The sequence below is a fragment of the Lactobacillus sp. JM1 genome, from assembly GCF_009834385.1.
Classification (GTDB): Bacteria; Bacillota; Bacilli; order Lactobacillales; family Lactobacillaceae; genus Lactobacillus; species Lactobacillus paragasseri.
Genome location: NZ_CP044412.1, coordinates 862,007 through 882,575, shown reverse-complemented (window position 1 = coordinate 882,575; position 20,569 = coordinate 862,007). Strand labels below are relative to the sequence as shown.

Genomic DNA, 20,569 nt, shown 5'->3' with positions numbered 1-20,569 from the left:
TTAATTTCCCACGTTTATGATATTAAAAGGTGAGAAAAATGTCGAAAAAAAATAAAAAGAAAAAACTTAATAAGACGTTAGTCGAAAAAATGCTCGACCAACAAAAAATTCCATATAAACAACTATCATTTAACACCATACAAAAGGGTGATGTTAAACAAATGGATACTTCCATTTTAGACGATGAAGAGGCTTTGGTCTACAAAACCTTAGTATGCGAAGGAAATAAAAATAGCCCAATAGTTGGCGTAGTACCCGTTACTGAGCATTTGAGTATGAAAAAACTCGCTAAAGCTTCTGACAATAAAAAGTGCGAATTGCTTCCTCTTAAGAAGCTAGTTGCAACAACTGGTTATGTTCACGGTGCAAATACACCAATTGGAATTTATCAAAAACATCATTTTCCAATTTATCTCGACAGCAGTATGAAAGAACATGATCAAATTGCTGTTTCAAGCGGTGAAGTTGGACGCAGTATTATGATTAATCCAGAGGATTTACAAAAAGTTACTGAAGCAACTTTTGTTGATTTATTAGAGTAGTAAAAAAACTTCCTCAGACTAGAATTTCTAGTTTAAGGAAGTTTTTTTGCATTATTTTTTAACTATTTTAACTAATCTAAACACGCCATAAATCAACATTACTACCCAACCAAGAATTGAAATGTAAAGCAGAATTGTAAACCATGTTGGTGTCTTAAATGAAAGAATTGCAGTATTTTGACCTTGTTTCGATTTAACAATTGGCATTCCGATCTTATTGAGTTTTGGATTTACCTTTTTGCCATTTACTGTTAGTTCAGACTGATGGTAAATAAAAACTGGAAGCGTAGTTGACTTAGCGGTTTTTCCATTCCACTTAATTTCAAGTCGTCCCCCTGATAAAACTTTTTTACTAAAGTTTTTTCTTTGTGGTGCCATGTTCATTAGCATTCCTGTAACATCAGCAGATTTAATTTTTTTCTGGACGGGAAGATAATCAGGAGTATTAATATCAATTTTATTAATATATGCTTCTAGCCCCTTCTCTTGCATCTCTCTTGAACTATTAGTGATTCCCTTATTATAAGAAATATTATTATTAATTTCATTAAAATCAGCTCTGACATTAAATAGAACTATTACTATAGCCAAACCACTAGCTAGCAAGCCAAGCTTTTTGCCGTGTTTTTTAATTAGTTCTGTAATTGTTAAACCTACCCCAACAAACAATAAAGGATAAGCTACAACAGTAAATCGATTTGGAAATTGTAAATATCCAGTTACAGCTGGAAAATTGTCTTTAACAAACTGCCACGGGAATAAATTAGAACTTAAATAAAAGAATACTAATCCTTCGAGAGTAACAAAAGTATTGATTCTTGAAGACTTAAAGTTAAATGCTACATAAATTATTTGTACAATAAATAGCAATAATGTGACTTCTGTAATCGACGTCCACATAGTACTTGTACCAGCAAGTGAAAGATTGACAGAAGTAAGAACGGGTGAAAAATCAATTGGAGATGCCATTTGGTTTGTCGGATAAAGGAGCAAAAATGCTCCCCACACATTTGCTGTTAAAACAACAAATAACATCACAGCCTTAAAGACATCAAACCACATCTGACGTTTGTTTTCACTTAGAATTAACCCATAAATAAAGAAAGGAATTAAGGCTAAGATAGAAAAGAATGTGCTCAATAAGTGAACCTGTGCCACGATTGCCATCACGACGCCTAAACTGATCCAGCTAAATCTCTTCTTATAATTATTTAAAAGATTAATTCCTTGAATTAAAACAAAGGGTATTAAAACTGCACCCCAAGAATTAAAAGCGTTGGACCGTAACCAGTAAGCAATATAACCTGTTGTCAAAAATAAAGCAGTAATTACTGAGGAAACAGTCCTTGTCATCTTTACCTTTCGACTTAAATGATATACTCCTAAACCACCAACTAGAAAAATCAGATAAGTTATTACAACTTGAAAGCGAAGCCAAGAACTACAAAATAGCAATAAAAATCCCATTATGTAGGCAAAAAATGGACCATAAAGTGCATTAACTATTCGACCACTTTCACCCATTCCATAGTTCATCTGAAAATAAGAAAAATTATGGTTTTTAATTTGCTGATTTGTATCATAAAAACGATGAAAATGAAAAGCAGTATCATCTAAAGTAAGACCTGATCGAGTGCTCAATATCGTCCAAATCAAGATAGTTGCAATTACTAAACTTAAAATTATCGGGATAAGATAATCTATTACTTTACTCTTATATTTTTTTATATCACTATTTTTCATTTTTAACCTCTGATAACCTAGTTATTTGACTTTTTAATTGTATCATTCAACTAGCTAAAAGATTATACTTATTTTAAATTTCATTTTCCTATCGGCATATTTACCAAGTTTCTTCCCTTACGATATGCCTGCTTGATGTCATTTAAAGTTAAATCTTTTCCTTTTTGGTCATAAACAACTAAGACTTCCCTTACTCCGTCCGCAAATTTACTTAAGAATCTGAAAATCGTAATTTCTGCAAAGAACAACACTAGCAGTAAGAATACCGCTGTTGCTGAAATACGAGAAAGAGCAAACAAATTATGGAAGAAAATAACTGCCAAGACTAAAGCTAAAAAGGAACCACCTAACACAGTCCATCTAAATTTATTCAAAGGTCTTGAAATATGGTACAGAACCATCATCCCCACAGCCACTAAAAGCATCGTAGCAGTTGTTGCCACTTCTTGTCGTCCTAAAGCTAAAACCATATCAGCAACTACCAAGATCGACACAGCGAGCATATCCGTAATTCCACCTGGAATTGCACGGGATAAAACATTCGGGATAAATTTTCCGCGAATACGGTTGTAGTTGTTTTCAAGAGCAAGTAAAAATGAAGGAAGCCCAATCGTAAACGCCGAGATTAAGGCAATCTGTGCTGGTCTTAATGGATACGACATTGCGAATGCTAGAGAAAAGATAGCCATCAAGAATGAAAAAATATTTTTAACTAAGAATAAACTAGCTGATCTTTCAATATTATTAACTACTTTTCTACCTTCATCAACAACCTTTGGCATTCTCGCAAAGTCAGAATCAAGCAATACTACTTGAGACGCCTGAACAGCTGCACTATTTCCTGATGCCATTGCAATTGAACAATCTGCACTCTTCATTGCCAAAATATCATTGACACCGTCGCCAGTCATAGCAACTGTATTACCATTTTTTTGAAGTGCTTTGATCAACTTCTTCTTTTGATCTGGTTTTACCCGACCAAAAACATTATATTTTCTGACAACTTCTTCGTAGTCACCTTCACCAATTTCAGTAGCATCAATTAGTTTATCAGCATCTTTAATTCCAGCCTGCTTAGCTACTCTAGCTACTGTTAAAGGATTATCTCCTGAAATAACTTTGACATTTACTCCTTGACGTTCAAAGTACTTAAAGGTATTTCTAGCTTCTTTTCGAATGGGATTAGAAATCAAAATATAACCGAGTAAATCAACTTCTTTAGAGAGTTTCTGCTTTTCATCTTCTAAAGCTTCCGGATATTTTGCAAAAGCTAAAACACGATAGCCTTGACTAGTATACTTATTGATTTCTTTTTCATAATCTTTAAATTGACCACGTAATACAAACTCCGGTGCACCCATAAGTAACGTGCTTTCACCAACAATGGTTCCACTATACTTATTTACTGATGTGAAGGGAATGATTTTTTTTACTTGAATATTAGCCTTTTGGTTAAAAGCGTTTGCTACTGCCTTAATCGTGGCATTATCATGTGGCATATTTTGAGCAAAAACAGAAATATTTTTTGCTAAATCATCTTTATTTGTATTAACCGGGATAATTTTTTCAACTTCCATTTTTGGTTCAGTAATTGTCCCAGTTTTATCAACGCATAAAACATTAACTCTGGCTAAAGTTTCTACACTTTTCATATCATGAAGCATTACTTGCGAACGAGCCAAACGCATAGCAGCTAAAGCTAATGCAATCGTTGTTAATAGATATAATCCTTCTGGAATCATCCCAATTACTGCTGCTTCCATCGATACTACGCTATCAGCTAAATTCAAGTGGTTTACATATCTAGCTACAATAAACAGCGCAATTCCACATGGAATAATAATGATCCCAACCCATTTAATTAACTTATTAATTGAACGGACCATTTCTGATCCTTCTTTTGAATTCATTGCCTTAGCTTCTAAAGTTAACTTAGAAACATAAGAATTCTTCCCAACTTTTTCAAGGCGGGCGTATGCTTTTCCAGATACTACGAAACTTCCAGACATTAATTCTGTACCAACGCTTTTTTCTATTTCATCTGCTTCACCAGTTAACAAGGCTTCATTTACACGTAATGTTCCAGAAATCACCTGACCATCAGCCGGGATTTGATCACCAGTCTGAAGAACAATTACATCTCCTAAAACTAAATGTTCAATAGGAATAACTTCTTCTTTTCCATCGCGAATTACGGCAATCTTTGTTGTATTCATTACGTTCAACTTATCTAAAACTCTTTTTGCCCGTAATTCTTGAACAATTCCAATAATCATATTCGCAATAATTACTGGTAAGAAAGTTAAGTCTTTATATTCACCAACAATTACTAGTAAGATAGACAACACTAGAAAAATTAAGTTGAAATACGTAAAAGTGTTTTCTTTAATGATTTGCCATGCTGTTTTAGCTTGATCATTAACAGCGCGGTTTACTTTACCTTCTTTAGTTCTTTGGTCAACCTCTGCACTCGTTAACCCAATTGGTTGCTTAAAATTATCTTTCATTTATTTTCCTAAATTTAATCCACACGAAGTGTATCGTCTTTTTCTATTGTTACTTCACCAACTACATCCGTATTAAAAAATTCAGCAATTTGATGTACATCCCATCCTTGACCTAAGCCCCACATTAACTTAGTAATGGCACTTTCTGATGTCATATCACGCGCACTAATTGCGCCTTCAAGAAGGGCTTCTCTCCCTACTTCGTACTTGGTAAGGTCGCTTCGTTCATATAAACATTGACTACTTGCAATCACTGGTATCCCATGGCGAATTAATTTACCCACTGCTCCTACCATATTTCTTCTAATATAATTCATTCCGCCTAAGCCATACGCTTCAATGACGATTCCTTTACATCCACTCTCAACCATCGCAAATAGCAACTTAGGATCAAAGCCAGGGAATAATTTTACTAGTGAAACATGGGGATTAATTTCCGTATTTAAAGTACATTCTTTAGTATTTATAGGTAAATTTTGCTCAGAAAAAACCAGACCATCGGATGTAACCTTAGCAACAGGTGGCACGTTTACGCTCTCAAAAGCATCAAAGTTTATTGTCCTAACCTTTACACTACGACATCCCAGCATTACTTTTCGATCAAAAGCTAAATAAATATTTGGACAACAACTAGCTGCTGCTGCGAAGGCCAATCTTAAATTATCTGGTGCATCACTTAAAACCACGTTAATCGGCACCTGACTTCCAGTTAAAACAACTGGAATATTAATATTTTGCAGCATGAAGGCGAGCATCGATGCCGTGTAAGCCATTGTATCAGTACCGTGGGAAACTACAATACCATCATATTTATTTCTGTTTTCGAAAATTTTCTCTGCAATTAACTTCCATTCTTCAGGTTGAATATTAGAAGAATCTAACTGCAGAATATCTTCAACTGTAATATCATATGGCAGCTCACCCAACATATTGATCAATTGTTCTCCAGATTCTTTAGGTACTAACCCCGCATCAGAAACCACAGAAGCAATCGTTCCCCCAGTAGAAAGCAATAAAATTTTCTTTTGCATAATCGTCACTCATTCTTTATTTTCTATTCTCTATTGTTCTATTAATTATACGAAAAAAGCTGCCATAGTTTAAATTCTATGACAACTTTTTGTAAAAAATTATCCTGCATGCCGCCAGTCTTTATCCATTAAGATACGAGCTGCTATCAACCCTAATGGTAAACAAATAACAATCATTAAGGCTTGCACCATCCATAATGCACCAGCATTTAATGACGTTAATCCCAAATTAAACATTGCTCGATACATATACAAACCTGGAACCATGATTACTATTGAGGGCACAGTGATTGCAATTCTTGGAAAACCAATTTTACGTCTAATAATTGACGCAAGCATCCCTGCTACGAAAGCTCCAATAAAAGCAGCAACTGCTGGAGGTACGTTTGACCAATTAACTAAGCTTAAGCGTAAGGTATTGGCAACAGCTCCTGAAAGACCAGCTACAGTTGCCATTGAGATCTTAGAATTAAACATAATTGAGAAACCAAAGACACCGCAAAAACTAGCTATTAACCTTAAAAGAGTCAAAACTAGTGGAGCTAAATTTAACTTTTCAAAATTCTGTGGATGCAAGTTTAAAATTAAAGCCATTATCCAACCAACCGCTGTGGCAACAACAATAATCATAATTGCATAAGCCATTCTTTCTAAACCTGATCGCATATCCAGCTTAGAAAGGTCAAGCCCTGATGTAATAAACGGAAATCCTGGAATTACAAATAACATTGCTCCAATATAGCCATCTAAATGATGTAAACTTACTGGATAAAATAATCTGATTAAATAAAAACTTCCTACATAAACTGCGCAGGCAACCGCTACGGCAACAGTAATATTAGCCAAAATAGTGAGATGACGGTCTGCCATTTTACGGCGAACATAATTTCCGCAGCTAGCCCCAAAAAAGGCACAAATAACTTCGAAAATTCCACCACCAAGTAAGAAGATAAATCCTCCACAGGCTAAACCAGCTGCTAACCCAACTTGCCAAGGTGAATACCGTGACTTCATAGTTGAAATTTTTTCTAAATGATTATGAATTTGACCAATAGTCCAGTTTCCATCATCTTCTTTAAACTGATTAACAAAATTTTCCATTCGGTCTAATTTTGTAGTATTAACGCCAGTTGTTGGTAAGCTCAAGGCCTGAGTATAGCTCTTCCCATCGGCATCAACACAAGTATATTCAATTGATACTAAACCAATATCAGTACTACAAGTCATGTCTAAGCAACGAGCAATTGTATTCATCGCAGATCTTACTCGCCAAGCTCCTGTCCCATATGACAAAAGCATCATTCCAATATGACCTACAATCACAGAACGCTCAGCCAAAGTAGCATTTTTAGCAGGTGTAATATTATCACTCGTAAAAAATTCTTGCCAACGAATTCGCATATGATGGTGATGCGACAAAGTATGCTTATGGTGTAATTGATTTACACGCTCAATTTTGTTTTCCTTGTTTTTCACTTTTCATAGTCCCCAAACTTTGATTAAATATCATACCTTTAAAATTTTATCACAGAAAAAAGGCCTTGCACTCTTAATTTAAGTAAGTGCAAAACCTTTTTCTATTTAGGATCTATTGTTTATAGCTCAATTCCATCAACAACTTCTTTCATCTTTGTTGCTGAATAAGTCATTTTCTTTTTCTCATCTTCTGATAAGTGAAGCTCGATCACATCACTAATTCCGTTTGCAGTAACAACCGCTGGACTTCCAAGATAAAGATCATGAATACCATATTCTCCAGTCATTGGAGCTGATAACGGCATAACGCGAGCATTATTTTCTAAAATTGCCTTACAAATTTGAGTTAAGCACATTGCAACGCCGTAGAATGTTGCACCCTTGTTAGCAATAATCTTGCCACCTTTTTTGCGTACATCAGTTTCCAATTCAACTAATGTTTGTTCATCTAATTCTTTGTAAGAACGAAGTGGTTTTTGGTCGATAATAGCTTCATCGAAGTTTTCAAAAGAAGTATCTCCATGTTCACCTAAAACATAAGCATCAATGTGATCAACATTCACACCAGTCTTGTGTGATAATGCTACACGTAAACGTGCTGTATCAAGAGATGTCCCTGTTCCAATAACCTTATTCTTAGGAAAACCAGATAATTTTTGTGTTAAAGTAGTTAAAATATCTACTGGATTTGCAGAAACAACGAAAATACCATTAAAGCCAGAATCGACAATTGGCTTTACAATGGATTCTAGGATTTTAACATTAGTATTTACTAAATCTAATCTAGTCATTCCCGGTTTTCTTGCAGCACCAGCAGTAATTACGGCAATATCTGCATCTTTAGCATCATTGTAATCTCCGCTCTTTACTGTACATTGACCAACAAATGGGGCTAGATCTTCTAAGTCTAACGCATCCCCTTCAGTAATTTTCTTAACTACATCGCAAATTACCAATTCATCAATTTTTACATTTTGTAATAAATCATTTGCAAAAGTTGAGCCAACACGACCGTCACCGACTAAAAATACTTTTCTACGACTCATTTTTATATATAACTCCTTTGAATGAAAACTTAATTTTTACACTTTAAGTATACACAAATAAGCTATTTATTGAAAGCGCTTTATTTAATTAACTTTGCCATGGTTTTCCCTGCTTCACGTCCAAAAATAATCGTTTCAGCAATTGAATTACCGCCAATTCTATTATTTCCATGCAAACCACCACTAACTTCACCAGCAGCATATAGTCCTGCAATAAAATTGCCATTTGTATCATAAACTCTGGTATCAGGCGCAATATGAATTCCGCCCATTGTATAGTGAATAGCAGGTGCAATATGAATCGCATAATATGGTGCATGATCTAAGCTAGCCATACCAGTTGTTCGTCCAAATTCTGTGTCACTATTCTTTTTAACTGCTTCATTCCAACTTTGAAGAGTTTTTTTCAGATTTGCAGCCGGAACTTTAATATTTTCAGCTAATTCTTCAATTGTACTTCCATGAACAACCAAGTTAATTGAGTCATAGAATTCGATTGCTTTAACTCTATCTCTAACTCCTTGATCAAAAATTAAATACGCAGAATGTTCAGGCGTTTCAGTAATCGCATTAGAGACAATCTTACGAGTACTTAATTCATTAATAAACCGCTCACCATCGCGGTCGACCAAAATTGCTCCTTCTCCACGCACTGCTTCACCAATCAGATATGCGTGATCGGTATCTTGCTGCACAGTTGGATGAACCTGAACTAACTCCAACTGTTCTAATTGTGCCCCAACTTTATCAGCTAATTTCAAACCGTCTCCAGTAGCACCTGTTTGATTGGTTGTTTTATAATCACGCAAATCAGGACGATATTTAGCAATTAAATCTTTAGCAGCACCAAAACCACCAGTAGCAAGTAAAACTGCTTTAGCTCTTACTTGATGTTCCTTATTAACTTCTACACCAGTAATTTTCTTATCTTTATCTTGTAACAGATTAGTAACCTTTGAATCTATAAAAATTGGAATGTGACGCTCATCTGCTAGCTTAAGTAAATTATTAACTAAAAAGGCACCAATTGGAGCCATTGAAGATGGACGGTGAGTTCTCTTTTTAGACATACCACCTGTAATAGTTAAATCATCTACCTTAATGCCTAAATCTTCAAGCCAAGCAATAGCTAGCGGTGCATGCTCAACAAAATAATGAAGCATTTCACGGTCATTCATATAACCGCCGCCTTTTAGCGTTTCATCATAAAATTTTTGCATACTATCGTTTATTCCTAGACGAGCTTGAACGATACTTTCAGCTGCATTCATCCCTGAACTGGCTCTCATAGTATTTCCACCTAAAAAGCTATTCTTTTCTAAAATAGCCACATTTAGGCCATATTGATGCGCCTGAATTGCAGCTGCTAACCCAGTACCGCCACTACCAACGATAATTGCATCATATTCTTCCTTTAAGTTATCTACTGTTTGTGTTGGAAATTTATATGCCATGCTTTTCCCTTCTTTTAATCATCAATTGGTTTCGTGTTCATCGCATTGGTCATTGTGATTGGCTTCATCCATTTATCATATTGCTCTTTAGTGACTAATCCACTCTTTAAGGCTGCTGTTCGTAAAGTTGTATTTTCTTTAGCTGCAGTTTGTGCAATTGTAGCTGCTTCATGATAGCCAATATGAGGTGAAAGCGCAGTAACAGTCATTAAGGAATCAGTGACATCTTTTGCCATTCTTTCCTTGTTTACAGTCAAACCATGAATCATCTTATTAGCAAAGCTTGAAATAGTTCCTGATAAAACATTTGCGGATTCTAAGAAGGCTGCAATCATGACAGGTTTGAAGACATTCATTTCAAAGTTTCCTTGAGAAGCTGCCATTGTGATTGTCGTGTCATTTCCAAATACTCTCAAGCATGCCATAGTAACCGCTTCTGCTTGAGTAGGGTTGACTTTACCTGGCATAATTGAGGAACCAGGTTCATTTGCTGGCAAATTTAACTCTCCTAATCCAGCTCTGGGTCCAGAACCTAGGAAGCGAATATCTTGAGCGATCTTAAACATATCGGCAGCTAAGGCTTTTAGAGCACCATGAACAACATTCAAGCCTGAGTGATTTGCTAAACCGAAAAATTTATTAGTTTTTACATCAAATTGGTGACCATATTTTCTTGATAAACGCTCAGCAATATCTTCAGCCATACCCGGAGCTGCGTTAAGTCCAGTACCAACAGCAGTTCCTCCAATTGGCAATTCATATAAAGTTTCTTCCAATTCATTAATATAAGCTAAATCATGATTTAGAGCAGCAATATAGCCTGATAGTTCTTGTCCAAAAGTCAATGGAACAGCATCTTGTAAGTGAGTTCTACCTACTTTAACTGTAGTCCAATATTCATCTTGCTTAACCTTCAATTCTTTAATTAAGTGTTTGACAGATGGTTTTAAATCATCTAAAGCTTGCGTAGCCACTAAATTCATTGCAGTCGGGAAAGTATCGTTTGAAGATTGTCCCATATTCACGTCATCATTAGGTAAAACATTCAACCCAGGATGATTCTGATTAGCTAAATTAGCTACGACCTCATTAACGTTCATATTAGTCTGAGTACCAGATCCAGTTTGGTAAACATGAAGTGGAAAGTATGGTTGCAATTCTTCATTATTTAGATCGAGCAATTGATGAATTGCTTCAATAATTGCGCGTCCCTTTTCTTCCGTTTCAGTACCAGCTTCAATATTAGCTTGAGCAGCAGCTAGTTTTATTTGAAGAAGTGCCCGAATAATACCAATTGGCATTAATGCTCCAGTGTGGAAATTGTCTTTACTTCTTTGAGTTTGTGGGCCCCATAATGCTTTTTCAGGAATTTCCACTGGACCTAATGTATCACTTTCAACACGATAACCTTTTTTTACCATATTTTTTGTCCTCCGTTTTCATTATCTTCATTATAAGCTACATTTAAATGAAAGGGCATACAAAAAGCGGAGAATATAATTCTTCGCTAATATAATTGTATTAAATTATACTAAAAATACTTATTCAATGCCATCTGATTAACGTTCTTGGTGATTCAATTTCTTTGCTACTAAATCTCCAACTACTTGTACAATTAGCACTAACAATAAGACCAATAATGTTGCTACTAGAGTAACGTCATTATTAAATCGATTATAACCATAAGAAATAGCTGTATTACCTAAACCGCCAGCTCCAACAGCACCAGCCATTGCTGTTAAGCCGATTAAACTAATCAAAGTTACTGTCGAAACTCTAGCTAATTCGGATCTACTTTCTCTTAAATAAACATCAAAAATAATATCTTTGGTTGATGCACCTAAAGCTTCAGCTGCTTCAATCTTTCCATTATCGACACTTTCAAGTGCAACTTGAACCTGTCTAGCAAAAAATGGAAAAACACCTAAAGTTAATGGTACTAAAGCAGCTTTCATCCCAATTTGAGTGCCGACAATTTTTTGAGTAACTGGAGCAACAAAAGCCAGTAAAATAATAAATGGAACGGCTCTAAAAATAGATACTAGTTTATCAACGATCCAATAAACAACTTTATTGGCTAAAATTCCTTTTGGTTTTGTCAAAACGAGCAGTAAACCAAAAACTAAACCAAGAATTCCTCCAAAAATAGCTGACCAAAAAGTCATAAATAAGGTTTGGAAAATAGCTGTTCCCCAACCAGCATCTCCGCCCCACCCTAGGGCCACAACATTAGGAAAGTTTTTAGTCAAAAAACTAATCATTAGTCAGCACTCCTTTATCTAATTTTGTTACTACAACATTTTTACTTTCTAAAAATTTAATTGCTTCTTTTTGTTTTTGCTCATCAAGGTTCAATAAAATGGCAAGTGTTCCAATTGGTTCACCACTTAAGACTTCTACATTTCCATACAAAATACTTGCTTTAGTATTTAATGAAACATCTAAATCAGCAACTACTGACTTAGTAACATCATTAATGCTATAAACTAACTGATATAATTCTGCATTATCTGCTAGCTTATCAAAGTTGTACGTATTTAAAATATGTTGAGCCTGCAAAGCTCCACCCACAAATTGACGTGTAAGCTGTTTTTGAGGATGTAAAAATACTTCTCGTAAGTCACCTTTTTCAATTATTTTTCCCGTTTCCATTACAGCAATCTTATTTGCTACTCGCTTTACTGCATCCATTTCATGAGTAATCAATACAATTGTTAAACCTAATTTTTTATTTAAATCATAAAGCAAATCTAAAATTTGATTAGTTGTTTTGGGATCAAGTGCACTAGTTGCTTCATCAGAAATCAAAATATCAGGATCATTAGCTAGGGCACGGGCAATTGCTACACGCTGTCTTTGACCTCCAGATAATTGTGCTGGATAAAAGTCAGATTTATCTTTCAAACCTACTAATTCTAATAAATGAAGTGATTTTTCTTCTAATTCCTTGTCAGATAAATGCGTATGCTGCAATGCAAAAGCGACATTTTCAATCACAGTTTCTTCATTTAAAAGATTAAAATTCTGAAAAATCATTCCAATCTTTCGTCTTTTTCCCTGAAGCTGCTTTTTAGAAACTTGAAGTTTACCTTCTTTAAACAAAATGGTTCCATTAACTTCTACAGAACCAGCAGAAGGATATTGCAGTAAATTAATTGTCCTAACCAAGGTAGATTTCCCTGCACCAGAGAAGCCAATCACACCATAAATATCGCCCTTGTTTATTTCTAAATTTACATTATTAACTGCCTTATTTTCTCCAAATTTAACAGTAATATCTTTTAAATTAATTTGTGCTGTCATTCGACTTTCTCCTCTCTTACTTCAACTTCAATCCCCAAGCTGCAATTTCGGTCTTACCGTAGAGCTTTTCAGATAACTTCTTAGTCTTTTCAGTCTGATATGCCTTAACTAGATCTTTGTAGATCTTGTTATTCTTATCCTTTTTGTTAGCAACAATAATATTAATCCATTGTTCTGAATCTTTATTTAATGGCTCAATATAAATTGTCTGCTTATCACCTAATTTAGCTGGAACCGCGTAAGTGTTATTAACAATACTTGCATCAACATCATCAATTACTCTAGCTGTTTGCTCAGCACTAACTTCTTTAATTTTTAATCCTTTAGGGTTTGAAGTAATATCGGCAACTGTAGCTAATTTAACGCCTTTTCTTAATTTAATTAATCCTGCATTCTTTAATACATATAAAGCTCTTGATTCATTAGAAGCATCATTTGGAACTGCAATTGTAGCTCCTTGTGGCAACTCATTAATATTCTTATATTTCTTTGAATATAATCTGATTGGAGCAATATAAGTATTTCCAATTGCAACCAATGAACCATGATTTGCCTTATTCCAAGCGTTTAAAAATGTATAGTGCTGAAAGGCATTTAGATCAATATCACCATTTTGAAGAGCCTTATTTGGCTGGTTATAATCAGTAAAATTCTTAATTTTAATTTTTATACCATAATCTTCTTTAGCAGTTTCTGCGACGCTTTTCCAAATCTCTGCGTCTTGCTTGGTTTGACCAACTACCCCAACAACTACTTCTTTTTGATCTTTTGTATTAGTACTCGTGGGGCCAAAACTAAACCACCCAGCAGTGACGATTAAAACTGCTACCACTGACCAAATTATCCGATTTCTAATTCTTTTCTTATGCATCGTGCTTTCCTCCTAAAACAAAAAAGCACTCATCCCAAAAAGGACGAGTGCTCGCGTTACCACCTTTAATTTGCTATTTACTCACGTAAATAACCTTAGTAAGTAGCTCTTAAACTTAATTAAGAATTACCTTGCGTTGTTAACGATCGCAACTCCGTTGGTAACTTATTATTAAAATTCATTACCACCATTTTAATTTCTAGTCCATCTTCAATTAGCTGTCCTATCTATTTCCACCACACATAGACTCTCTAAAAGAACATCCCTAATTTACTCAACTAGCAAAATGTTTAAGTTAATTGTTAAAAATATATTATAATCTTAATCAATTTTCGTCAAGTCTTTTTTTAATTTTTTATTTTCTTATCGAAACCATTATATTATCCTGATACATGAGGATATTTATGAATGGAGAAAGTAAGATGAAAAATAAAGTTGTCAAAATAATTATGTGGATCCTCTTTTGGTTCTACCTAATTCCATATTATCTTGTTAAAAAGTTTTTATTCAAAAAAGCCGCTCATCCAATTTTTTGGGCTAACTGTGTCACAATTGGCTTATTCTTCGTATTAGGATTGGTCACCTCTCCTAGTTCGCACAATACAAGCCAACAGTCTACTCAAAAAACTACTTTAACTAAAAGTAAAAAAGTAGCCCACAAAACTATTACTAAGACAATTACTAAAAAAGTAGGAACGACGGAACTTAATAAAGAAAAAGCTAGAGCTAAAGTTCTTACGCAGGAAGAAAAAAACAAGCAAGCTGAATATGATAAATTAAAAAATCAACTTGATGACTATCAAGCAAAAGAAGAAAAGCAAAAACAAGAAGCTGAACGGGAGAGAAAGGCTGCTGAAGCTCAAGCTCAAAAAGAAGCTGCTGCTAAAAAGAAAGAAATTGAAGAAGCACAGAAAAAAGCTAAGCAAAATCAAGAAATAAACAATAATGGCTCATCTAGTCAAAGTCAAGGTGATCTATATACTGCAAATCAGGGTACAATTGTCGGCAATCGCAATTCAAAGATCTACCACGTTCCCGGACAAGCAGGCTACCACATGCATTCAGCCAATGCAGTCTATTTTAATAGTGAGCAAGATGCTATTAATGCTGGTTATAGAAAGGCGAAAAGATAATGATAAATAAAAAAATTACTCAATTTTTAGCCGCTGCCCTCTTGTTTTCATTAGGAGCTGGTCAAACATATACCTCTCAGATAAGTTCAGCTAGTGCTATTAAGATTGTTAAAAAATACAAGTATGACTATAGTGATCAAAAAGAAGCTAGTCGTTTAAAAAATAAAAATCATAAAGTTGAAAAGAAAATTAGTTCTCTAGATAAAAAAATAGCTGATCTTCAAAAACAATTAAAGCATTACACAAATCCCAATGCTGTTGAGTCTTTAAGTAAACAAAAATTGTCTACTCTCAATTACGAAGGTAAAAGCGTTGTTAATGTTAATAACAATAATCCTGATTTTTCAAAGGAAGACTTGGATACCAGCCAGGGCGCTTGGCAAAAATATGGTGATCTTGATTCTCAAAATCGAGTAACAGCAGCTAATGCACTTTTAAACAAATCATTAATGCCCAAGACTAAAAGAGAAGCGCTTCATGTTAACCCAACTGGCTGGCATAATAAAAAGATAAATCATCATTGGCTCTTTAATCGTTCACACTTAATTGGCTACCAATTAACTGGCCAAAACAATAATTGGAAAAACTTAATGACAGGAACTAGACACTTAAATGATCCTGACATGCTAATGTATGAAAATGAAGTAGCCACTTACTTAAAATCTTCGCCGACCAATTATGTCCGCTACCGAGTAACACCAATTTTTAGAAATAATGAATTACTCGCTCGCGGAGTTGAAATGGAAGGACAATCTATTAATTCAAATGACGTTCATTTTCATGTTTATATTTTTAATGTACAAGATGGAGTAACCCTGGATTATAATACTGGAAACAGCAAAATTTCTTAAAATTTAATAAAATAACTACATTAAAATTTTGATATTTGTTATACTGCTTTTCGCCTCTCTCAAATTTCCTAAGTTTAAATTAATTTTAATAGCTCATAACACCAATATGGTTAGCGTTTGTCCAGCAGGTTTTGGTGTATGAATATACTAAATGAAGGAAGATAATATTATAAATTCTTCATTTAATTACAGTTTAACTTTATTCTAAAAAGCGCAGGCAGAAATCTGTGTGAAAGGAATTGTGATTGAAGTGATAGACAACTTAGGAGCTGCGATCAAAAAAAGACGCAGGAGTTTGAGAATGACTCAAGAGGACCTTGCGGAATTCAGTAGTCTATCAGTAAATTTCATCTCTAAGATTGAAAGAACAGGTAACCAAAATATCAGTATTCAAAAATTAGATGCGATTGCAAAAGCACTACAAACATCCGTAATTACTTTAATTGATGAATCCTCAAAAACTCCCAAATCACAGACATTTGTAAACAAGTTAAGTAATGACCGTGTTTTTCTTGACAAACTTACAAATGACATGAAAAAGCTTCCTGTCGCTCAGGAAGAAGCTTTAGCTAAGAGTTTTATTACTATAATTAATACTTTTGCTAAAGAAGATAAACGTAAATTGCAATAATAAATTGAACACTTTTGGTTAAGCTGCTTGATAGATTCGATCTAATTCTCTTTCAAAGATTTCATCTGGTGTATGATAAGCTAAGATCTTTCTTGGCAATGAGTTGCACCAGGTTTCAATGTCAATGATATTTTGTAAAGAATAGTTAGCTATTGCTTCTCCTTTAGGAATGAATCTGCGAATAAGACCATTGTGTCTTTCAACTGTTCCCTTATCACAAGAAGTGTAAGGATGGGCATAGTAAACCAGTGTATTGGATGCTTCTTCTAGGTTGGAAAGATCCGCAAATTCTGAACCATTATCAGTGGTAATAGTTTTAAAAATATCATTCCAGTGTTCACTGTATTGTCTTTGGAGTTCTTTAAAGGCCTGCATGACACTGATAGAAGTCTTGTCGGGAATACGAATAATTAAGAATTCACGACTCATGCGCTCAGATAAGGTTAACAGCACTTCATCATCTTTAGTCTTATGTCCAAGGACCAAATCGCATTCCCAATGACCGAATTCATTACGTTCACTAATTTCTTTTGGACGTTCTTCAATACTTCTGCCAAGCTTTTTCTTGTTTTTGCGAACACGATGAAGCTTGGTATTGCGTTTAAGCTTCTCAGGCAAGTCGTAATTATAAATGCCTAATAAGCCCTTATCAACGTAATTATAAAGAGTTTTGGTGCAGACAACATCGCTGCTAGAGAATTCGCCAGCAACAGTGGCACGATTACTGCAAACATCAAGCGACCAACCGTCTTTAAAGAAATGTTTGTGGACATAGTGAATAAATTGATTTTTTTTGAGAAAGTCTGATTTACGCCCACAATTTTTACGATGAGCTTGATATACATCATGTCCTTGAGTAGCCTTGTATCTTTTGACTTTACCATGATACAGTTTTACAGTGCCACGTTTAACCTCATAACTGATAGTAGAAGGAGAACAGTTGAGTTCACGAGCAATTGCACGCAAAGAGCAGCCATCTTTCAAACGCAATTGAATAATAACTCGCTCTTCAAATGATAAATGCTTTCCTTTAACGTGCCGATTCATGGTAGAATGTAAAGAGTCCATTTTGACCTCCAATAGAAAGTTTTTGTGGTTATTAACATTCTATCAAACAGGTCCGAATGGACTTTTTATTTTTCTAAAGTGTTCAATTTGATTTTACAATCAACGTAAAGAAGATAAATAAAAAACTTTGACATTTAGAATTACAATTGTATTCTATCTGTCAAAGTTTTTTCTTTTTAAAATTTAATTTTGATAGTTAATATGTTGCTTTTCAAGCAATTCATAATCAATTAACTTGTCACTATCTAAATTTTCATTGCTTAATTTAATAGCATTAATTTGATTATTTTCATAGTTGGTATAATAGAAAGTTCCAGTCTCCAAATTAGTTCCATCAGAGTAAATAGTATATTCATATGAATTTGGACCTACTTCATCTGTTCCTTTTGGTTGTTCGACAGAATGAAGAATATGGAAATAATTTGTTATACTACTTGCCTCATCCTTGCCTTCAGGTGCATGAGCTCGAACAAAGGCAACTTTAACAAATCGACTGGCTGAATCCATTCCTCCAGGTAAGTGATGTGTACCTAAACCTCTACTATAAAGATTAATATCAGCATCAGGAACCACAGTATTTTTAGGTTGTGCAGGAGAAATATTAGCGTAATTTGCTAAATTGGTTAATTGACTTGGAAATTCCGGGTTATTAGTCAAAACATGAACTGGATTGTCATAGACATGTAAGCCACTTACAGTTGATTCTACAACAATTGACTTACCAGTCTTATCAGCAATTAACCAATGTAGCGGTGATAATTGTAATTTTTTAGAAAAATTAATATCAACCAAATTAACATTTTCTAATGCATCTTTTACCTCATCAACTGAAGCATATTGACTCAATAAATATGGGATTAATTCAAATGGAGTCATATTTTCTTTTTCTGCTGATTCGGGGAAATAGTGACATGGACCATCAAAATTAAGTCCAGCAATTCCTAACCCTTTCTCATTAGCTGCATCAAAATATAAAGGATAGTTATCTTTAACGATTGCCATCCCAATCATAGCATAGGTTGCCTTTCTATTAGGTAACTTCCGATATTTGAACACATAATTTCTCGGTGTAATTACTGGGTGTTCACCAAAAGAAATTTCTAAATCTAAATTACGCCCAAAATAATGTTGACCGTTTGAATCATAAATAATTGAGGTACACATTTTACAAATCCTCCTTAAAAAAGCTCACAAGTTTTATAGTACTCTTTTTTGACAAAATAAAAAGGAATTTTCACAATAAAATTCCTTTTTTCTTATATTTTAATAAATATTTTCTACTTGTTCTTGAATTGTTGGACTGTTTAGAAATTCATCATAACTCGTATCAGCTCGACTAACAATTCCTTTAGGTCCAACTTCTACAATATGATCAGCAATCGTTTGAATAAATTCATGATCATGGGAAGTAAACAGAATTGATCCTTGATAATCTTTCAATGCATCATTAAGAGAAGTAATTGACTCTAAGTCCAAGTGATTTGTCGGATCATCCATTACCAATACATTAGCTGGTTCTAACATCATCCTAGACAGTTGGCAACGCACCTTTTCTCCACCGGAAAGCACCTTAATTTTCTTCTCAATTTCTTCTCCAGAAAAGAGCATTCGACCTAAGAAGCCGCGCAGGAAAGTATTATCATCCTGTTCTTTAGTAGTATATTGACGTAGCCAATCTAAAATCGTTAGTTCATCATTGTTAAAGTTAGCGTTCAAATCACGAGACATATAGTTAAAAGCAGTTGTTTGTCCCCATGTCACAGTGCCAGTTTCTGGTTTTATTTTACCAGCAATAATATCCATTAAAGCAGTAGTTGCTAAAGTATTGCGTGATAAAAAGGCAACCTTATCTCCAGGTCGCACAATAAATGAAACATGGTCTAAGATTTTTTCGCCATCAACGCTGTAAGATACGTCTTCAACCTTTAATAAATCGTTTCCTAAATCTCGATGCATTTCGAACTTAACATAAGGATATTTACGAGAAGATGGTTTAATATCGTCAAGCGTAATTTTTTCTAATTGTTTCTTTCTTGATGTAGCCTGCTTAGACTTAGATGCATTTGCTGAAAAACGAGCAATGAACTCTTGAAGTTCTTTGATTTTTTCTTCCTTCTTTGCATTTTGGTTAGCTGCTAATTCTGAAGCTAGCTTACTTGATTCATACCAAAAATCATAATTACCCATATAGAGCTGAATTTTGCCGTAATCAACATCACACATTTGTGTACATACTTGGTTTAAGAAGTGACGATCGTGAGATACAACAATAACAATATTTGGATAATCAGCTAAAAAATCTTCAAGCCAATTTACGGTGTGAACGTCTAAACCGTTAGTCGGCTCATCAAGTAAAAGAATATCTGGGTTACCAAATAAAGCTTGAGCCAAAAGTACCTTAACCTTCTCAGCTTCTGGTAATTCACTCATTTTACTTTGATGCATATCTTCCGGAATTCCCAATGATTGTAATAACTTAGAAGCATCTGCTTCTGCGTTCCAGCCATCAAGCTCCGCAAACTTGGATTCAAGTTCAGCTGCCTTTACACCATCTTCATCACTAAAATCAGGTTTAGAATAAAGCTCATCCTTATCTTTCATTACTTGATAAAGTTCTTTATGCCCCTGAATCACTGAATCTAAAACAGTACAATCTTCAAACGCAAAGTGATCTTGATTTAAGCTAGACATTCTTTCATTAGCGTCAATAGAAATATTTCCTGTTGTAGGTTCAATTTTACCTTCTAAAAGTTTTAAAAAAGTAGACTTACCCGCACCATTAGCGCCAATTACTCCATAACAATTACCGGGAGTAAATTTTAAGTTAACATCTTCGTATAAAGTACGACCAGATAAATTTAAACTCAAATCTGAGACAGTAATCAAATTATTTTCCCCTCTTACATCTATTTT

Annotated in this window: 17 protein-coding genes; 4 read left to right on the top strand and 13 right to left on the bottom strand. The window is 34.4% G+C overall.

Features of this window, described 5'->3' with window-relative positions; genetic code table 11:
* Positions 1-38 precede the first annotated feature (38 nt).
* On the top strand, positions 39-542 hold the full coding sequence (gene ybaK, locus F3I00_RS04530) for a Cys-tRNA(Pro) deacylase (protein ID WP_020807330.1): 504 nt from the start codon (positions 39-41) through the stop codon (positions 540-542).
* 51 nt (positions 543-593) lie between these two features.
* On the opposite strand, the gene F3I00_RS04525 is transcribed toward ybaK, so the two are convergent.
* The 10 genes from F3I00_RS04525 to F3I00_RS04480 form a co-directional block, all read right to left on the bottom strand.
* Positions 594-2,285, bottom strand: coding sequence for a hypothetical protein (locus tag F3I00_RS04525; RefSeq protein ID WP_020807331.1), 1,692 nt, complete (start codon positions 2,283-2,285; stop codon positions 594-596).
* A gap of 80 nt (positions 2,286-2,365) precedes the next feature.
* Positions 2,366-4,792, bottom strand: coding sequence for a cation-translocating P-type ATPase (locus F3I00_RS04520; RefSeq protein ID WP_159311013.1), 2,427 nt, complete (start codon positions 4,790-4,792; stop codon positions 2,366-2,368).
* A gap of 14 nt (positions 4,793-4,806) precedes the next feature.
* Entirely contained in the window at positions 4,807-5,823 is a 1,017-nt protein-coding gene (locus F3I00_RS04515; protein ID WP_020807333.1) for an asparaginase, read from the bottom strand.
* 99 nt (positions 5,824-5,922) lie between these two features.
* A complete protein-coding gene (locus tag F3I00_RS04510; RefSeq protein WP_020807334.1) occupies positions 5,923-7,299 on the bottom strand; it encodes a threonine/serine exporter ThrE family protein in 1,377 nt (458 codons plus the stop codon).
* A 119-nt stretch (positions 7,300-7,418) separates the two neighbouring features.
* Positions 7,419-8,345 carry an L-lactate dehydrogenase gene (locus F3I00_RS04505; RefSeq protein WP_020807335.1) on the bottom strand — a complete coding sequence of 309 codons (927 nt, stop codon included), beginning with the start codon at positions 8,343-8,345 and terminating at the stop codon, positions 7,419-7,421.
* A gap of 80 nt (positions 8,346-8,425) precedes the next feature.
* Positions 8,426-9,799, bottom strand: coding sequence for a flavocytochrome c (locus F3I00_RS04500; protein WP_159311012.1), 1,374 nt, complete (start codon positions 9,797-9,799; stop codon positions 8,426-8,428).
* 14 nt (positions 9,800-9,813) lie between these two features.
* Positions 9,814-11,220: a class II fumarate hydratase gene (locus F3I00_RS04495; RefSeq protein ID WP_020807337.1), complete on the bottom strand. Its 1,407-nt coding sequence runs from the start codon at positions 11,218-11,220 to the stop codon at positions 9,814-9,816.
* A 138-nt stretch (positions 11,221-11,358) separates the two neighbouring features.
* A complete protein-coding gene (locus tag F3I00_RS04490; protein ID WP_003647450.1) occupies positions 11,359-12,060 on the bottom strand; it encodes a methionine ABC transporter permease in 702 nt (233 codons plus the stop codon).
* Positions 12,053-13,102 carry a methionine ABC transporter ATP-binding protein gene (locus F3I00_RS04485; protein WP_020807338.1) on the bottom strand — a complete coding sequence of 350 codons (1,050 nt, stop codon included), beginning with the start codon at positions 13,100-13,102 and terminating at the stop codon, positions 12,053-12,055. Before F3I00_RS04485 ends, F3I00_RS04490 begins: the two co-directional genes overlap by 8 nt.
* Positions 13,103-13,118: 16 nt before the next feature.
* Positions 13,119-13,973, bottom strand: a complete 855-nt coding sequence (locus F3I00_RS04480) for a MetQ/NlpA family ABC transporter substrate-binding protein (protein WP_020807339.1) — start codon at positions 13,971-13,973, stop codon at positions 13,119-13,121.
* Positions 13,974-14,365: 392 nt separating this feature from the next.
* Here F3I00_RS04480 and F3I00_RS04475 point away from each other — a divergent pair, with 392 nt between their 5' ends.
* The 3 genes from F3I00_RS04475 to F3I00_RS04465 all read left to right on the top strand — a co-directional run bounded on the left by F3I00_RS04475 (position 14,366) and on the right by F3I00_RS04465 (position 16,588).
* The gene (locus F3I00_RS04475; protein ID WP_035425588.1) at positions 14,366-15,106 is read left to right on the top strand and encodes a hypothetical protein; all 741 of its coding nucleotides are present in this window, start codon (positions 14,366-14,368) and stop codon (positions 15,104-15,106) included.
* Positions 15,106-15,957 (top strand): DNA/RNA non-specific endonuclease, encoded by an 852-nt coding sequence (locus F3I00_RS04470; protein ID WP_020807341.1) that lies wholly within the window; start codon positions 15,106-15,108, stop codon positions 15,955-15,957. The genes F3I00_RS04475 and F3I00_RS04470 overlap by 1 nt, the downstream gene beginning before the upstream one ends.
* A 229-nt stretch (positions 15,958-16,186) precedes the next feature.
* Positions 16,187-16,588, top strand: a complete 402-nt coding sequence (locus F3I00_RS04465) for a helix-turn-helix domain-containing protein (protein ID WP_024273052.1) — start codon at positions 16,187-16,189, stop codon at positions 16,586-16,588.
* Between the two features lie 18 nt (positions 16,589-16,606).
* Here the strand turns inward: F3I00_RS04465 and F3I00_RS04460 are convergent, their stop codons facing one another.
* The 3 genes from F3I00_RS04460 to F3I00_RS04450 all read right to left on the bottom strand — a co-directional run bounded on the left by F3I00_RS04460 (position 16,607) and on the right by F3I00_RS04450 (position 20,542).
* Positions 16,607-17,656, bottom strand: a complete 1,050-nt coding sequence (locus F3I00_RS04460; protein WP_024272995.1) for an IS30-like element ISLga1 family transposase — start codon at positions 17,654-17,656, stop codon at positions 16,607-16,609.
* Positions 17,657-17,839: 183 nt separating this feature from the next.
* Positions 17,840-18,820, bottom strand: coding sequence for a choloylglycine hydrolase (gene bsh, locus F3I00_RS04455; RefSeq protein WP_020806888.1), 981 nt, complete (start codon positions 18,818-18,820; stop codon positions 17,840-17,842).
* A gap of 99 nt (positions 18,821-18,919) precedes the next feature.
* Entirely contained in the window at positions 18,920-20,542 is a 1,623-nt protein-coding gene (locus tag F3I00_RS04450) for an ABC-F family ATP-binding cassette domain-containing protein (protein WP_159311011.1), read from the bottom strand.
* Positions 20,543-20,569 lie beyond the last annotated feature (27 nt).

Bases quoted from the DNA above. Each gene is read 5' to 3' on its own strand.
- ybaK (WP_020807330.1), top strand. From the start codon at position 39: ATGTCGAAAAAAAATAAAAAGAAAAAACTTAATAAGACGTTAGTCGAA.
- F3I00_RS04525 (WP_020807331.1), bottom strand. From the start codon at position 2,285: ATGAAAAATAGTGATATAAAAAAATATAAGAGTAAAGTAATAGATTAT.
- F3I00_RS04520 (WP_159311013.1), bottom strand. From the start codon at position 4,792: ATGAAAGATAATTTTAAGCAACCAATTGGGTTAACGAGTGCAGAGGTT.
- F3I00_RS04515 (WP_020807333.1), bottom strand. From the start codon at position 5,823: ATGCAAAAGAAAATTTTATTGCTTTCTACTGGGGGAACGATTGCTTCT.
- F3I00_RS04505 (WP_020807335.1), bottom strand. From the start codon at position 8,345: ATGAGTCGTAGAAAAGTATTTTTAGTCGGTGACGGTCGTGTTGGCTCA.
- F3I00_RS04500 (WP_159311012.1), bottom strand. From the start codon at position 9,799: ATGGCATATAAATTTCCAACACAAACAGTAGATAACTTAAAGGAAGAA.
- F3I00_RS04495 (WP_020807337.1), bottom strand. From the start codon at position 11,220: ATGGTAAAAAAAGGTTATCGTGTTGAAAGTGATACATTAGGTCCAGTG.
- F3I00_RS04490 (WP_003647450.1), bottom strand. From the start codon at position 12,060: ATGATTAGTTTTTTGACTAAAAACTTTCCTAATGTTGTGGCCCTAGGG.
- F3I00_RS04485 (WP_020807338.1), bottom strand. From the start codon at position 13,102: ATGACAGCACAAATTAATTTAAAAGATATTACTGTTAAATTTGGAGAA.
- F3I00_RS04480 (WP_020807339.1), bottom strand. From the start codon at position 13,973: ATGCATAAGAAAAGAATTAGAAATCGGATAATTTGGTCAGTGGTAGCA.
- F3I00_RS04475 (WP_035425588.1), top strand. From the start codon at position 14,366: ATGAGGATATTTATGAATGGAGAAAGTAAGATGAAAAATAAAGTTGTC.
- F3I00_RS04470 (WP_020807341.1), top strand. From the start codon at position 15,106: ATGATAAATAAAAAAATTACTCAATTTTTAGCCGCTGCCCTCTTGTTT.
- F3I00_RS04460 (WP_024272995.1), bottom strand. From the start codon at position 17,656: ATGGACTCTTTACATTCTACCATGAATCGGCACGTTAAAGGAAAGCAT.
- bsh (WP_020806888.1), bottom strand. From the start codon at position 18,820: ATGTGTACCTCAATTATTTATGATTCAAACGGTCAACATTATTTTGGG.